Below are 14,744 nucleotides of genomic sequence, written 5' to 3' on the forward strand. Positions count from 1 at the left end.
AAAAAATGTCTCGTGTTGCTAAAGCACCGGTCGTTGTTCCTGCCGGCGTTGATGTTAAAGTCAACGGTCAGGTTATTACGATCAAAGGTAAAAATGGCGAGCTGACTCGTACTCTCAACGATGCTGTTGAAGTTAAACATGCAGATAATGCTCTGACCTTCGGTCCGCGTGATGGTTACGTAGACGGATGGGCTCAGGCTGGTACCGCGCGTGCCCTGCTGAACTCAATGGTTATCGGTGTTACCGAAGGCTTCACTAAAAAGCTTCAGCTGGTTGGTGTAGGCTATCGTGCAGCGGTTAAAGGGGATGTAGTAAACCTGGCTTTAGGTTTCTCTCATCCTGTTGAACATAAGCTGCCGGCCGGTATCACTGCAGAATGTCCGACTCAAACTGAAATCGTGCTGAAAGGCGCTGATAAGCAGGTGATCGGCCAGGTTGCAGCAGATCTGCGCGCCTACCGTCGTCCTGAGCCTTATAAAGGCAAGGGTGTTCGTTACGCCGACGAAGTCGTGCGTACCAAAGAGGCTAAGAAGAAGTAAGGTAACACTATGGATAAGAAATCTGCTCGTATCCGTCGTGCGACCCGCGCACGCCGCAAGCTCCAGGAGCTGGGTGCAACTCGCCTGGTGGTACATCGTACCCCGCGTCATATTTACGCACAGGTAATTGCTCCGAATGGTTCTGAAGTTCTGGTAGCTGCTTCTACTGTAGAAAAAGCTATCTCTGAACAACTGAAGTACACCGGTAACAAAGACGCGGCTGCAGCTGTGGGTAAAGCTGTTGCTGAACGCGCTCTGGAAAAAGGCATCAAAGATGTTTCCTTTGACCGTTCCGGGTTCCAATATCATGGTCGTGTCCAGGCACTGGCAGATGCTGCCCGTGAAGCTGGCCTTCAGTTCTAAGGTAGAGGTGTAAGATGGCTCACATCGAAAAACAAGCTGGCGAACTGCAGGAAAAGCTGATCGCGGTAAACCGCGTATCTAAAACCGTTAAAGGTGGTCGTATTTTCTCCTTCACAGCTCTGACTGTAGTTGGTGATGGTAACGGTCGCGTTGGTTTTGGTTACGGTAAAGCGCGTGAAGTTCCAGCAGCGATCCAGAAAGCGATGGAAAAAGCCCGTCGCAACATGATTAACGTCGCGCTGAACAACGGCACCCTGCAACACCCGGTTAAAGGTGTTCACACGGGTTCTCGTGTATTCATGCAGCCAGCTTCCGAAGGTACCGGTATCATCGCCGGTGGTGCAATGCGCGCCGTTCTGGAAGTTGCTGGGGTTCATAACGTTCTGGCTAAAGCATACGGTTCCACCAACCCGATCAACGTGGTTCGTGCAACTATTGATGGCCTGGAAAATATGAATTCTCCAGAAATGGTCGCTGCCAAGCGTGGTAAATCCGTTGAAGAAATTCTGGGGAAATAAACCATGGCAAAGACTATTAAAATTACTCAAACCCGCAGTGCAATCGGTCGTCTGCCGAAACACAAGGCAACACTGCTTGGCCTGGGTCTGCGTCGTATTGGTCACACCGTAGAGCGCGAGGATACTCCTGCTGTTCGTGGTATGGTCAACGCGGTTTCCTTCATGGTTAAAGTTGAGGAGTAAGAGATGCGTTTAAATACTCTGTCTCCGGCCGAAGGCTCCAAAAAGGCGGGTAAACGCCTGGGTCGTGGTATCGGTTCTGGCCTCGGTAAAACCGGTGGTCGTGGTCACAAAGGTCAGAAGTCTCGTTCTGGCGGTGGCGTACGTCGCGGTTTCGAGGGTGGTCAGATGCCTCTGTACCGTCGTCTGCCGAAATTCGGCTTCACTTCTCGTAAAGCGATGATCACCGCAGAGATCCGTCTCTCCGATCTGGCTCACGTAGAAGGCGATGTAGTAGACCTGAACGCGCTGAAAGCGGCAAACATTATCGGTGTCCAGATCGAGTTCGCGAAAGTGATCCTGTCTGGTGAGGTAACTCGTCCGGTAACTGTTCGTGGCCTGCGTGTGACTAAAGGTGCTCGTGCTGCTATCGAAGCTGCTGGCGGTAAAATTGAGGAATAAGTAGCAGATGGCTAAACAACCGGGATTAGATTTTCAAAGTGCCAAAGGTGGCCTTGGCGAACTGAAACGCAGACTTCTGTTTGTGGTCGGTGCGCTGATAGTGTTCCGTATTGGCTCTTTTATTCCGATCCCTGGTATTGATGCCGCTGTACTTGCCAAACTGCTTGAGCAACAGCGAGGCACCATCATTGAAATGTTCAACATGTTCTCTGGTGGTGCTCTCAGCCGTGCTTCTATCTTTGCACTGGGGATTATGCCGTATATCTCGGCATCTATCATCGTGCAGCTGCTGACGGTGGTTTACCAACCGCTGGCAGAGCTGAAGAAAGAAGGGGAGTCTGGTCGTCGTAAGATCAGCCAGTACACCCGCTACGGTACTCTGGTGCTGGCGATATTCCAGTCGATCGGTATTGCTACCGGTCTGCCGAATATGCCTGGTATGCAGGGCCTGGTGATTAATCCAGGCTTTGCGTTCTATTTCACCGCTGTTGTAAGTCTGGTCACAGGGACTATGTTCCTGATGTGGCTCGGCGAACAGATCACTGAACGCGGTATCGGTAACGGTATCTCGATCCTGATCTTCGCCGGGATCGTTGCGGGACTCCCGCCGGCCATCGCCCATACTATCGAGCAAGCGCGTCAAGGCGACCTGCACTTCCTCCTGTTGCTGTTGGTTGCAGTATTAGTATTTGCAGTGACCTTCTTTGTTGTATTCGTTGAACGTGGTCAACGCCGCATTGTGGTAAACTACGCGAAACGGCAGCAGGGTCGTCGTGTCTATGCTGCACAGAGCACACATTTACCGCTGAAAGTGAATATGGCGGGGGTAATCCCGGCAATCTTCGCTTCCAGTATTATACTGTTCCCGGCAACCATCACGTCATGGTTCGGGGGTGGTACTGGTTGGAACTGGCTGACAACAATTTCGCTGTATTTGCAGCCTGGGCAACCGCTTTATGTGTTACTCTATGCGTCTGCAATCATCTTCTTCTGTTTCTTCTACACGGCGTTGGTTTTCAACCCGCGTGAAACAGCAGATAACCTGAAGAAGTCCGGTGCATTTGTACCAGGAATTCGTCCGGGAGAGCAAACGGCGAAGTATATCGATAAAGTGATGACTCGCCTGACTCTGGTTGGTGCGTTGTATATTACTTTTATCTGCCTGATCCCGGAGTTCATGCGTGACGCGATGAAAGTGCCGTTCTACTTCGGTGGGACATCGCTGCTTATCGTTGTTGTCGTGATTATGGACTTTATGGCTCAAGTGCAAACTCTGATGATGTCCAGTCAGTATGAGTCTGCATTGAAGAAGGCGAACCTGAAAGGCTACGGCCGTTAAAACTGGTCGCCCGAGAAGTTACGGAGAGTAAAAATGAAAGTTCGTGCTTCCGTCAAGAAATTATGCCGTAACTGCAAAATCGTTAAGCGTGATGGCGTCATCCGTGTGATTTGCAGTGCCGAGCCGAAGCATAAACAGCGCCAAGGCTGATTTATTCGCATATTTTTCTTGCAAAGTTGGATTGAGCTGGCTAGATTAGCCAGCCAATCTTTTGTATGTCTGTACGTTTCCATTTGAGTATCCTGAAAACGGGCTTTTCAGCATGGTACGTACATATTAAATAGTAGGAGTGCATAGTGGCCCGTATAGCAGGCATTAACATTCCTGATCACAAACATACCGTAATCGCTTTAACCGCTATTTTCGGTATCGGCAAAACCCGTTCTAAAGCTATCTGCGCTGAAACGGGCATCGCTGAAAATGTTAAGATCAGTGAGCTGTCTGAAGAACAAATTGATATTCTGCGTGAAGCAGTAGGTAAATTTGTCGTTGAAGGTGATCTGCGCCGTGAAATCACCCTGAGCATCAAGCGTCTGATGGACCTTGGTTGCTACCGTGGTTTACGCCATCGTCGTGGTCTTCCGGTTCGCGGTCAGCGTACCAAGACCAACGCACGTACCCGTAAGGGTCCGCGTAAACCGATCAAGAAATAATCGGGGTGATTGAATAATGGCAAAGGCACCAGTTCGTGCACGTAAGCGTGTAAGAAAACAAGTCTCTGATGGCGTGGCTCATATCCATGCTTCTTTTAACAACACCATCGTTACTATCACTGATCGTCAGGGTAACGCACTGGGTTGGGCAACAGCCGGTGGTTCCGGTTTCCGTGGTTCTCGCAAATCCACTCCGTTTGCAGCTCAGGTTGCAGCAGAGCGTTGCGCAGAAGCCGTAAAAGAATACGGCATCAAGAATCTGGAAGTTATGGTCAAAGGTCCGGGTCCGGGTCGCGAATCTACCATTCGTGCACTGAACGCCGCTGGTTTCCGCATCACTAATATTACTGATGTGACTCCGATCCCTCATAACGGTTGTCGTCCGCCGAAAAAACGTCGCGTATAACGCTACGTTTTCCAGGTTAGTTGGAGAAAGAAAATGGCAAGATATTTGGGTCCTAAGCTCAAGCTGAGCCGTCGTGAGGGCACCGACTTATTCCTTAAGTCTGGCGTTCGCGCGATCGATACCAAGTGTAAAATTGAACAAGCTCCTGGCCAGCACGGTGCGCGTAAACCGCGTCTGTCTGACTATGGTGTGCAGTTGCGTGAAAAGCAAAAAGTTCGCCGTATGTACGGTGTGCTGGAGCGTCAGTTCCGTAACTACTATAAAGAAGCAGCACGTCTGAAAGGCAACACCGGTGAAAACCTGTTGGCTCTGCTGGAAGGTCGTCTGGACAACGTTGTATACCGTATGGGCTTCGGCGCCACTCGTGCTGAAGCACGCCAGCTGGTTAGCCACAAAGCGATTATGGTAAACGGTCGTGTTGTTAACATCGCTTCTTATCAGGTTAAAGCGAATGACGTTGTCAGCATTCGTGAGAAAGCGAAAAAGCAATCTCGCGTGAAAGCCGCTCTGGAGCTGGCTGAGCAGCGTGAAAAGCCAACCTGGCTGGAAGTTGATGCTGGCAAGATGGAAGGTACGTTCAAGCGTCAGCCGGAGCGTTCTGATCTGTCTGCGGACATTAACGAACACCTGATCGTCGAGCTTTACTCCAAGTAAAGCTTAGTACCAAAGAGAGGACACAATGCAGGGTTCTGTGACAGAGTTTCTAAAACCGCGCCTGGTCGATATCGAGCAAGTGAGTTCGACGCACGCCAAGGTGACCCTTGAGCCTTTAGAGCGTGGCTTCGGCCATACTCTGGGTAACGCACTGCGCCGTATTCTGCTCTCATCGATGCCGGGTTGCGCGGTGACCGAGGTTGAGATTGATGGTGTACTGCACGAGTACAGCACCAAAGAAGGCGTTCAGGAAGACATCCTTGAAATCCTGCTCAACCTGAAAGGGCTGGCGGTGAGAGTTCAGGGTAAAGATGAAGTCATCCTTACTTTGAATAAATCTGGCATTGGCCCTGTGACTGCAGCCGACATTACCCACGACGGTGATGTCGAAATCGTCAAGCCGCAGCACGTGATTTGCCACCTGACTGATGAGAACGCTGCTATTAGCATGCGTATCAAAGTTCAGCGCGGTCGCGGTTATGTGCCGGCTTCTGCCCGAATTCATTCGGAAGAAGATGAGCGCCCAATCGGCCGTCTGCTGGTCGACGCCTGCTACAGCCCTGTAGAGCGTATTGCCTACAATGTTGAAGCTGCGCGTGTAGAACAGCGTACCGACCTGGACAAGCTGGTCATCGAAATGGAAACCAACGGCACAATCGATCCTGAAGAGGCGATTCGTCGTGCGGCAACCATTCTGGCTGAACAACTGGAAGCTTTTGTTGACTTACGTGATGTACGTCAGCCAGAAGTGAAAGAAGAGAAACCAGAGTTCGATCCGATCCTGCTGCGCCCTGTTGACGATCTGGAATTGACTGTCCGCTCTGCTAACTGCCTCAAGGCAGAAGCTATCCACTATATCGGTGATCTGGTACAGCGTACCGAGGTTGAGTTGCTGAAAACGCCGAACCTGGGTAAAAAATCTCTTACTGAGATTAAAGACGTGCTGGCTTCCCGTGGACTGTCTCTGGGCATGCGCCTGGAAAACTGGCCACCAGCAAGCATTGCTGACGAGTAACCGGATCACAGGTTAAGGTTTTACTGAGAAGGATAAGGTCATGCGCCATCGTAAGAGTGGTCGTCAACTGAACCGCAACAGCAGCCATCGCCAGGCTATGTTCCGTAACATGGCAGGTTCGCTGGTTCGTCATGAAATCATCAAGACGACCCTGCCGAAAGCGAAAGAACTGCGTCGCGTAGTTGAGCCGCTGATTACTCTTGCCAAGACTGATAGCGTTGCTAATCGTCGTCTGGCATTCGCCCGCACTCGTGATAACGAGATCGTGGCAAAACTGTTTAACGAGCTGGGCCCGCGTTTCGCGAGCCGCGCCGGTGGTTACACTCGCATTCTGAAGTGTGGCTTCCGTGCAGGCGACAACGCGCCGATGGCATACATCGAGCTGGTTGATCGTGCTGAGCCGAAAGCAGAAGCTGCTGCAGAGTAATCTGTAGTAACGTAAAAAAACCCGCCCCGGCGGGTTTTTTTATATCTACCGCATCCCCACTTCACTACACTATCTGTACTCTTTTTGTTCATCCCCCGGAGCCGTAGAATGTGGTTACTGGATCAGTGGGCGGAACGCCATATCCTCGATGCCCAAACTAAAGGTGAGTTCGATAACTTACCCGGCAGCGGCGAACCGCTGACTCTCGATGACGATTCGCATGTGCCGGCGGAGCTGCGGGCAGGTTATCGCCTTCTGAAGAATGCTGGATGCCTTCCCCCGGAGCTGGAGCAGCGAAGAGAAGCGGTGGCACTGGCTGATTTACTGAAGGGCGTCCGCCAGGACGATCCTCGTCATGCTGAACTGAGCAAACGGCTTGCCTTGCTCGAACTGAAGCTTCGTCAGGCTGGTCTGAGTACCGACTTTTTACGCGGTGAGTATGCCGAGGCTTTGCTACAAAGAATGAACCAGGAGTAAATATGTATCGTATTGGTGAGCTGGCTAAGCTGGCTGACGTCACGCCAGATACCATCCGTTATTATGAGAAACAGCAAATGATGGATCATGACGTGCGCACCGAGGGAGGATTTCGTCTTTACTCGGATAACGATCTTCAGCGGCTACGCTTTATTCGCTATGCCCGTCAGCTGGGCTTCACTCTGGAAGCGATCCGCGAATTATTGTCGATCCGTATCGATCCGGAGCACCATACCTGCCAGGAATCGAAAGGGATCGTTCAGGCGCGATTAAGCGAAGTCGAGGCGCGGATCAAAGAGTTGCAGACGATGCGTCGCTCTCTGCAGCGGCTTAATGATGCCTGCTGTGGGACTGCGCACAGTAGTGTTTATTGTTCGATCCTTGAGGCCCTTGAACAAGGCGCCAGCAATGGCGGTACGGGACGTTGATTTTTTCATCGCGCGGATCTACACTCGCGCGGAATTCACACATGCACTGGAGTTTATATGAGTCGCTATCAGCATACTAAAGGGCAAATTAAAGATAACGCCATTGAGGCACTTCTCCACGATCCGTTATTCAGGCAGCGTGTAGAGAAAAACAAGAAAGGGAAAGGAAGCTATCAACGTAAAGATAAACATGCAGGAAGGATTGACCGGGAGGCCAGTGGCAAGCAAGCGAATCGCTTTTTTGCCACTGGCCTTCTGCTTTCGGTGCTGATTAAGAACGGTTGTTTTGCTCTTTCAGCAGATCGCGAATTTCGCTCAGCAGGACTTCTTCTTTAGAAGGAGCTGGCGGCGCCGCCGGAGCCTCTTCTTTCTTACGATTTAACTTATTCATCAGTTTAATCGCCATGAAGATGGCAAACGCGACGATGATGAAATCGAAAACGTTCTGAATGAATACCCCATAATGCATCACGACAGCCGGGACATCGCCCTGGGCATCACGTAGCGTGACGGCAAACTGTTTAAAATCGATCCCGCCAATCAACAGGCCGAGTGGTGGCATAATAATATCTGCGACCAGCGATGAAACAATTTTACCGAATGCTGCACCGATGATCACACCCACTGCCAAATCGACAACGTTCCCGCGCATCGCGAATTCGCGAAACTCTTTTAAAAAACTCATTTTATTCTCCTTGTGCCAGCTGACGTTGTAAGTTTAACAAATGTATTTTCATTTGCCATTCCCAGTAGATAGTTACCGCAAAATATTAACCTTTGAATAATAAGGGATAATAAAAAGGCGCCTGTTCGGCGCCCTGGGAATTACAGGAAGAAAGGACTTGGCTGGAACAGCCTTTCTACATCGGAAATAAACTTCTTATCGGTCAAAAACATGATCACATGATCGCCCTGCTCGATCCGCAGATTATTATTCGCGATCATTACGTCGTTGCCCCGCACAACGGCGCCGATGATCGTACCTGGCGGCAGCTTGATCTCATCGATCGAACGCCCGACCACCCGGGAGGTGCTCTCATCACCGTGCGCCACGGCCTCAATCGCTTCGGCAACACCGCGGCGCAGGGAGGAGACGCCGACAATATCGGCTTTACGAACATGGCTGAGGAGTGCGGAAATTGTGGCCTGTTGAGGTGATATCGCGATATCAATGACACTGCCCTGGACCAGATCCACGTAGGCTCTGCGCTGGATCAGCACCATCACTTTTTTCGCGCCCATTCGCTTCGCCAGCATCGCCGACATAATGTTTGCTTCATCGTCGTTAGTGACGGCAATAAACAGGTCCACCTGGTCAATATGCTCTTCAGCCAGCAGCTCCTGGTCCGATGCATCACCGTAGAAGACGATTGTATGCTGCAGCTTTTCCGCAAGCTCAGCGGCTCGCTGCTGATTACGTTCGATAAGCTTGACGCTGTAATCTTTTTCCAGCTTATGGGCCAGACCCGCGCCAATATTGCCCCCGCCGACCAGCATAATACGCTTATACGGCTTTTCCAGTCGCTGCAGTTCGCTCATGACCGCGCGAATATGCTGCGAGGCGGCAATAAAGAATACTTCATCGCCGGCTTCCACAATCGTCGAACCCTGTGGGCGAATAGGACGATCGTGGCGGAAAATAGCGGCCACACGCGTATCGATATGCGGCATATGCTCCCGCATGGTGGACAACGCATTCCCTACCAGCGGACCACCGTAATAGGCTTTTACTACGGCGAGGCTGACTTTCCCTTCGGCGAAGTTCACGACCTGCAGCGCGCCAGGATATTCGATCAGGCGGTGAATATTGTCGATGACCAGCTGTTCCGGGGCGATTAAGTGATCGATGGGCACCGCTTCAGAATTGAAGAGCTTATCCGCATCACGAACGTAATCAGGCGCACGAATACGCGCAATACGGTTTGGGGTATTGAATAATGAGTAGGCGACCTGACAGGCCACCATATTGGTTTCATCCGAACTGGTGACCGCTACCAGCATATCGGCATCATCGGCCCCCGCCTCGCGCAGTACGCGAGGGTGAGAGCCATGCCCCTGGACGACACGCAGGTCGAACTTATCCTGCAGGCTGCGAAGACGGTCGCCATTGGTATCAACCAGCGTAATATCATTGTTCTCGCCGACAAGGTTTTCCGCCAGCGTGCCGCCGACCTGGCCGGCGCCCAGAATAATAATCTTCATCTGCAGTGACCCATTAATTCCGACGTTTGATTAGCTTAGCGTAAAAGAAGCCATCACCTTCTTCCGGGCCCGGCAGATTTTGCTGCCCGGGGCTCGCCGGCGTACCGGTTGCATGAAGTTCAGCATCCGGGGTTCGTGCGAGGAAGGCGGAAATTTGCTGACTATTCTCTTCCGGCAGAATAGAACAGGTAGCGTAAACCAGCGTACCGCCTGGTTTCAGGTGCTCCCAGGTGGCATTCAGGATCTCGGCCTGCAGCTGGGCTAACTCGGCGATATCCCGATCCCGGCGCAGCCATTTGATATCCGGATGGCGGCGAATGACGCCGGTGGCGGAGCAGGGGGCATCCAGCAGAATACGGTCGAACTGTTCGTTGCCACACCACTGCTCAGGGAAGCGACCATCGCCCTGTTTGACTTCGGCTTTCATGCCCAGCCGTTTCAGGTTGTCATAGACGCGTGACAGACGCTGTTCATCAATATCCACCGCCATGACCTGAGCCTGCGGGGCAACCTCCAGAATATGCGTCGTCTTGCCGCCCGGTGCGGCGCAAAGATCGAGAATGCGTTCGCCATTTTCCGGCAGCAGGTAGCGCATACAGCCCTGGGCCGAGGCATCCTGGACGGTGACCCAGCCTTCGGCAAAACCTGGCAACGCATGGACTGGGGCAGGGGTGGCCAGACGCACGGCGTCGGGATAGTCAGGGTGGGTGAAGCCCTCTAAGCCGGCCTCTTTAAGCAGAGCAAGCCATTCATCCCGGGAATGATGGTTGCGGTTAACGCGCAGCCACATCGGCGGGCGCTGGTTGTTCGCATCGACGATCTCCTGCCACTGCTGCGGCCAGGCCTGCTGCAGGCGTTTCAGCAGCCATTTGGGATGAAGATAGCGGTTTTCATGCTCAGCAAATTCGACTAATAACGCTTCCTGCTGGCGCTGGAACTGGCGTAGCACGCCGTTGATCAGCCCTTTAAGCTGCGGGCGTTTAATGGCCACCGCGCCTTCTACCGTTTCCGCCAGTGCGGCATGCGGAGGAATACGGGTATAGAGCAACTGATAAAGCCCAACCATGATTAGAAAATGCACGGTGCGCTGTTTGCCGGTCATCGGACGCGCCATCAGCTTGTTGATAAGCCACTCAAGCTGACTGAGCGTACGCAATACGCCAAAGCACAGCTCCTGCAACAGCGCTTTGTCTTTATCGCTGACTTTCTGCTGCAGAGGGGGCAGAACGTTGCTCAAAGACTGACCTTGTTCTACCACTTGCTCGATAGCCTGGGCGGCCAGACTGCGTAAGTTTATTTTGTTTTTCATAAGCGCAAAAATAAAAATGCCCGGCTAATCCGGGCTTTTAAAGAGGCAACCGTCAGGCGAGACGGGTACCAGGGATGAACCACTCCCGGCGGGAATTGAGTAAGTCCTGCGAGCTCATCGCTTTTTTACCCGCTGGCTGTAGCGATTCCAGACTGAGGATCCCATCACCCGTGGCGACCTGAATACCCTGTTTGGTTGCTGCCACTATTGTTCCCGGCTCGGCGTGCGTGGCTTCGGCAATAACCGATGCCCGCCAGACTTTGACTGGCTGCCCGTCAATCTCCAGCCAGCTCATTGGCCAAGGATTAAATGCCCGGATGCAACGTTCCAGCTGTGCAGCGGAAAGCGACCAGTCGATGCGGGCCTCTTCTTTACTCAGCTTCTCGGCATAACTGACGAGTGACTCGTCCTGGACTTCAGGCTGTGCCGTTCCGTTTGCCAGTTGCGCTAAGGTTGTCAGCAGCCCCTGTGGGCCGAGGCCGGCCAGCTTATCGTACAGGCTGCCGCTGGTATCCTCAGCGGTAATGGGGCAGGAAAGCTTATACAGCATGTCACCCGTATCAAGGCCGACGTCCATCTGCATGATGGTCACGCCGGTTTCGCTATCGCCCGCCCACAGCGAACGCTGGATCGGCGCGGCGCCACGCCAGCGCGGCAGCAGGGAGCCATGAACGTTGATGCAGCCCAGACGCGGCATCTCAAGCACCGCTTTTGGCAGGATCAGACCATAAGCCACCACCACCATGATATCGGCGCCTAAATCGGCGACGAGCTGTTGGTTCTCCTGCGGACGAAGAGACGATGGCTGGAATACGGGGACGTCATGGGCTTCAGCCAGCACTTTTACCGGGCTCGGCATCAATTTTTTGCCGCGTCCCGCGGGACGGTCTGGCTGAGTAAACACGCCAACGATCTGATGTTCAGACGACAACAACGCGTCAAGATGACGCGCTGCAAAATCGGGGGTGCCGGCGAAAATGATACGTAGTGAATGTGACACGGTATTCCTTGTTATCAGGCACGGGAACGTAAACGATCCAGTTTCTCAACCTTCTGACGAATGCGCTGTTGTTTGAGCGGTGACAGATAGTCAATAAACAGTTTGCCAACCAGGTGATCCATTTCATGCTGGATACAGATCGCCAGCAGGCCATCGGCCTCCAGCTCAAACGGCTTACCGTCGCGATCCAGCGCACGGATCTTCACTTTTTCCGCACGGGGTACCAGAGCACGCTGTTCCGGAATGGACAAGCAGCCTTCTTCAATACCGGTTTCGCCGTCTTTTTCCAGCAGCTCCGGGTTGATTAACACCAGCCGCTCTTCACGATTTTCCGACACATCGATCACGATGATGCGCTGATGGATATCGACCTGGGTTGCGGCCAGACCGATGCCTTCCTCGGCGTACATGGTGTCGAACATATCATCGACGATACGCTGAATTTCCGCATTCACTTCTTTGACCGGCTCGGCGACTTTGCGAAGGCGCTCGTCCGGAATATGTAACACTTGCAAAACTGCCATAAAGTTCCAGAGTCGTATTCAGGAGTTGATAAGATTATTAGCTCTATTCTAGACAAAACCCCCTGCAATTGACAGTCTCACTGTCCAATCGCAAAGATTGTCAATGCCGCTTATGGCAGGGGGTAAGGATGACGCCCGACGAGATTTGGCTGCGGCTGATGAAGGTCAATAATTTGTATGGCGACAGGATGCTGGATATTGCGCAGCGGTTATGCGCAGCCGCTTTCGTGGATAGTGAAGCGCTACATGCCGTTGGGATGACCGCGGCGCAGGTGAAGCCATTTTTACGGTTTGACGAGCGGGAGCTTGACGAGACGCAGCGCTGGCTGGAACACCCGGATCATCATCTGTTACGGGCTGACGATCCGCGCTATCCGTTGCGGCTAAGGGCTATCGCTGATTACCCCGGCGCGTTGCTGGTCAGTGGCGACCCCGCCCTGCTTCACAGCGCGCAGCTTGCCGTTATTGGCAGCCGTTTGCACTCCTGGTATGGCGCCCGCTGGGGAAAACTGTTCAGCGAAACGCTGGCGCGTAGAGGGATCACCATCACCAGTGGGCTGGCGTTAGGCATTGATGGCGTTGCGCACCGCGGCGCGTTGGCCGCGGAGGGGAAAACCATCGCGGTGCTGGGCAACGGGCTGGAACAGGTTTATCCGCGGCGCCATGCAAACCTCGCCCAACAGATCATCGACAATGGCGGTACGCTGGTCTCTGAATTTCCACTCATTACGCCGCCGCTTCCCGCTCATTTTCCCCGACGTAACCGTATTATCAGCGGCTTAAGTTTGGGCGTGCTGGTGATTGAGGCGGCGTTGCGAAGCGGATCGCTGGTCACCGTCCGTTGCGCCCTGGAGCAGGGAAGAGATGTGTTCGCCCTGCCTGGCCCGATTGGTAATCCGGGATCTGAAGGTCCGCACTGGTTAATCAAGCAAGGCGCGGTACCGGTGACCTCGCCAGAGGATATCGTGGAGTACTGGCAAAACGAGCTGGCCTGGCTTACTGATACGTCTGATTCGATAAATAATTGCGCCGATCAGCCGTCTGTAGCATTGCCATTTCCGGAGCTCCTGGCTAACGTAGGAGATGAGGTAACACCTGTTGACGTTGTCGCTGAACGTGCCGGCCAATCTGTGCCAGTAACCGTAGCTCAGCTACTTGAACTGGAGTTAGCAGGCTGGATCGCAGCTGTACCCGGCGGCTATGTCCGATTAAGGAGGGCAAGCCATGTTCGACGTACTCATGTATTTGTTTGAAACTTACATCCATAACGAAGCAGAAATGCGCGTGGATCAGGACAAACTGACGCGGGATCTTACCGATGCGGGTTTTGAGCGGGAAGATATCTATAACGCGTTAATGTGGCTCGAGAAACTGGCTGATTATCAGGAAGGTCTCGTTGAACCCATGCAGCTCGCTTCCGACCCGCTGTCGCTTCGGGTGTATACCGAAGAGGAGTGCCAGCGTCTGGATGCCAGTTGCCGGGGATTTTTACTCTTCCTCGAGCAGATTCAGGTGTTGAACCTCGAAACGCGAGAAATGGTGATAGAGCGCGTCCTGGCGCTGGATACAGCAGAATTTGAACTGGAAGACCTGAAATGGGTCATTCTGATGGTACTGTTCAACATTCCGGGCTGTGAAAACGCCTATCAGCAAATGGAAGAATTACTCTTCGAAGTAAATGAAGGTATGCTGCATTAATCTTTTTGCAGCAACATTGAGTTGTTATGACCAAATCAGCACTGTTTTCGGTGCGTAAAAATGAGCCCTGCCCGCAGTGCGGGGCTGAACTGGTGATCCGTTCCGGGAAACATGGCCCGTTTCTCGGCTGTTCGCATTATCCGGACTGTGACTATATCCGTCCCCTGAAAAGTCAGGCGGACGGTCATATCGTTAAGGTGCTGGAGGGACAGGAGTGCCCATCTTGCGGCGCTGTCATGGTGTTACGCCAGGGGCGCTTTGGTATGTTTATCGGCTGCAGTCGCTATCCCGAATGCGAGCATACCGAGCTGATTGATAAACCCGATGAGACCGCTATCGCCTGTCCGCAATGCGGACAGGGGCATCTGGTCCAGCGTCGCTCTCGTTTCGGTAAAACCTTTCATTCCTGCGATCGCTACCCTGATTGCCAGTTCGTTATCAATTTTAAACCGGTAGCGGGCGAATGCCCTGAATGCCATTACCCGCTGTTAATTGAAAAGAAGACGGCGCAGGGGCTCAGACGCTTCTGTGCCAGTAAACAATGTGGAAAGCCGATCCCGGCGGAATAAAT

The 14,744-nt window shown here is 52.8% G+C and carries 23 protein-coding genes; 18 read left to right on the forward strand and 5 right to left on the reverse strand.

The genetic code is table 11. The features are described 5' to 3' along the window. The first annotated feature begins 5 nt into the window (after window positions 1–5). The 15 genes from rplF to AC3EMD_RS02210 all read left to right on the forward strand — a co-directional run bounded on the left by rplF (window position 6) and on the right by AC3EMD_RS02210 (window position 7,776). The gene (rplF, locus tag AC3EMD_RS02140) at window positions 6–539 is read left to right on the forward strand and encodes a 50S ribosomal protein L6 (protein ID WP_008807049.1); all 534 of its coding nucleotides are present in this window, start codon (window positions 6–8) and stop codon (window positions 537–539) included. 9 nt (window positions 540–548) lie between these two features. Then, complete coding sequence (gene rplR / locus AC3EMD_RS02145) at window positions 549–902, forward strand: 50S ribosomal protein L18 (protein WP_006817270.1); 354 nt, start codon at window positions 549–551, stop codon at window positions 900–902. Between the two features lie 14 nt (window positions 903–916). Beyond that, the gene (gene rpsE, locus AC3EMD_RS02150) at window positions 917–1,420 is read left to right on the forward strand and encodes a 30S ribosomal protein S5 (RefSeq protein ID WP_000940121.1); all 504 of its coding nucleotides are present in this window, start codon (window positions 917–919) and stop codon (window positions 1,418–1,420) included. 3 nt (window positions 1,421–1,423) lie between these two features. Then, a complete protein-coding gene (gene rpmD / locus AC3EMD_RS02155) occupies window positions 1,424–1,603 on the forward strand; it encodes a 50S ribosomal protein L30 (RefSeq protein WP_001140434.1) in 180 nt (59 codons plus the stop codon). Window positions 1,604–1,606: 3 nt separating this feature from the next. Continuing rightward, window positions 1,607–2,041: a 50S ribosomal protein L15 gene (rplO, locus tag AC3EMD_RS02160; protein WP_002919516.1), complete on the forward strand. Its 435-nt coding sequence runs from the start codon at window positions 1,607–1,609 to the stop codon at window positions 2,039–2,041. Window positions 2,042–2,048: 7 nt separating this feature from the next. Beyond that, a complete protein-coding gene (secY, locus tag AC3EMD_RS02165; protein WP_008807050.1) occupies window positions 2,049–3,380 on the forward strand; it encodes a preprotein translocase subunit SecY in 1,332 nt (443 codons plus the stop codon). A gap of 33 nt (window positions 3,381–3,413) precedes the next feature. Then, window positions 3,414–3,530 (forward strand): 50S ribosomal protein L36, encoded by a 117-nt coding sequence (gene rpmJ / locus AC3EMD_RS02170; protein WP_000868187.1) that lies wholly within the window; start codon window positions 3,414–3,416, stop codon window positions 3,528–3,530. A gap of 146 nt (window positions 3,531–3,676) precedes the next feature. Continuing rightward, window positions 3,677–4,033 carry a 30S ribosomal protein S13 gene (gene rpsM / locus AC3EMD_RS02175; protein ID WP_002919259.1) on the forward strand — a complete coding sequence of 119 codons (357 nt, stop codon included), beginning with the start codon at window positions 3,677–3,679 and terminating at the stop codon, window positions 4,031–4,033. A 16-nt stretch (window positions 4,034–4,049) separates the two neighbouring features. Continuing rightward, window positions 4,050–4,439, forward strand: a complete 390-nt coding sequence (gene rpsK / locus AC3EMD_RS02180; RefSeq protein ID WP_004388621.1) for a 30S ribosomal protein S11 — start codon at window positions 4,050–4,052, stop codon at window positions 4,437–4,439. 33 nt (window positions 4,440–4,472) lie between these two features. Continuing rightward, window positions 4,473–5,093, forward strand: a complete 621-nt coding sequence (rpsD, locus tag AC3EMD_RS02185) for a 30S ribosomal protein S4 (RefSeq protein ID WP_002919224.1) — start codon at window positions 4,473–4,475, stop codon at window positions 5,091–5,093. Window positions 5,094–5,118: 25 nt separating this feature from the next. Further along, entirely contained in the window at window positions 5,119–6,108 is a 990-nt protein-coding gene (locus tag AC3EMD_RS02190; protein WP_002919219.1) for a DNA-directed RNA polymerase subunit alpha, read from the forward strand. Window positions 6,109–6,148: 40 nt separating this feature from the next. Further along, complete coding sequence (gene rplQ / locus AC3EMD_RS02195) at window positions 6,149–6,535, forward strand: 50S ribosomal protein L17 (RefSeq protein WP_002919206.1); 387 nt, start codon at window positions 6,149–6,151, stop codon at window positions 6,533–6,535. Window positions 6,536–6,643: 108 nt separating this feature from the next. Then, window positions 6,644–7,012 carry a DnaJ family domain-containing protein gene (locus tag AC3EMD_RS02200; protein ID WP_008807052.1) on the forward strand — a complete coding sequence of 123 codons (369 nt, stop codon included), beginning with the start codon at window positions 6,644–6,646 and terminating at the stop codon, window positions 7,010–7,012. Between the two features lie 2 nt (window positions 7,013–7,014). Then, window positions 7,015–7,440 (forward strand): Zn(2+)-responsive transcriptional regulator, encoded by a 426-nt coding sequence (gene zntR / locus AC3EMD_RS02205; RefSeq protein ID WP_008807053.1) that lies wholly within the window; start codon window positions 7,015–7,017, stop codon window positions 7,438–7,440. Window positions 7,441–7,497: 57 nt separating this feature from the next. Next, window positions 7,498–7,776 carry an alternative ribosome-rescue factor A gene (locus AC3EMD_RS02210; RefSeq protein ID WP_131036038.1) on the forward strand — a complete coding sequence of 93 codons (279 nt, stop codon included), beginning with the start codon at window positions 7,498–7,500 and terminating at the stop codon, window positions 7,774–7,776. Here the strand turns inward: AC3EMD_RS02210 and mscL are convergent. From mscL to def, 5 genes are all read right to left on the reverse strand, one after another. Continuing rightward, a complete protein-coding gene (mscL, locus tag AC3EMD_RS02215) occupies window positions 7,712–8,125 on the reverse strand; it encodes a large-conductance mechanosensitive channel protein MscL (RefSeq protein ID WP_004145325.1) in 414 nt (137 codons plus the stop codon). The genes AC3EMD_RS02210 and mscL overlap by 65 nt on opposite strands. 140 nt (window positions 8,126–8,265) lie before the next feature. After that, a complete protein-coding gene (gene trkA, locus AC3EMD_RS02220) occupies window positions 8,266–9,642 on the reverse strand; it encodes a Trk system potassium transporter TrkA (protein WP_008807055.1) in 1,377 nt (458 codons plus the stop codon). A 13-nt stretch (window positions 9,643–9,655) separates the two neighbouring features. After that, window positions 9,656–10,951, reverse strand: a complete 1,296-nt coding sequence (gene rsmB / locus AC3EMD_RS02225) for a 16S rRNA (cytosine(967)-C(5))-methyltransferase RsmB (RefSeq protein ID WP_008807056.1) — start codon at window positions 10,949–10,951, stop codon at window positions 9,656–9,658. A gap of 52 nt (window positions 10,952–11,003) precedes the next feature. After that, window positions 11,004–11,951: a methionyl-tRNA formyltransferase gene (fmt, locus tag AC3EMD_RS02230; RefSeq protein ID WP_008807057.1), complete on the reverse strand. Its 948-nt coding sequence runs from the start codon at window positions 11,949–11,951 to the stop codon at window positions 11,004–11,006. 14 nt (window positions 11,952–11,965) lie between these two features. Further along, entirely contained in the window at window positions 11,966–12,475 is a 510-nt protein-coding gene (gene def / locus AC3EMD_RS02235; protein WP_008807058.1) for a peptide deformylase, read from the reverse strand. 128 nt (window positions 12,476–12,603) lie between these two features. Here def and dprA point away from each other — a divergent pair, with 128 nt between their 5' ends. From dprA to AC3EMD_RS02250, 3 genes are read left to right on the forward strand one after another with little or no spacing between them, the layout of a single operon-like run. Then, entirely contained in the window at window positions 12,604–13,728 is a 1,125-nt protein-coding gene (gene dprA / locus AC3EMD_RS02240; RefSeq protein ID WP_012967155.1) for a DNA-protecting protein DprA, read from the forward strand. Next, complete coding sequence (smg, locus tag AC3EMD_RS02245) at window positions 13,700–14,173, forward strand: DUF494 family protein Smg (protein WP_008807060.1); 474 nt, start codon at window positions 13,700–13,702, stop codon at window positions 14,171–14,173. Before dprA ends, smg begins: the two co-directional genes overlap by 29 nt. 26 nt (window positions 14,174–14,199) lie before the next feature. Continuing rightward, window positions 14,200–14,742 (forward strand): DNA topoisomerase family protein, encoded by a 543-nt coding sequence (locus tag AC3EMD_RS02250; RefSeq protein ID WP_004145330.1) that lies wholly within the window; start codon window positions 14,200–14,202, stop codon window positions 14,740–14,742. Window positions 14,743–14,744 lie beyond the last annotated feature (2 nt).

It is taken from the genome of Klebsiella sp. PK18 (assembly GCF_057784655.1).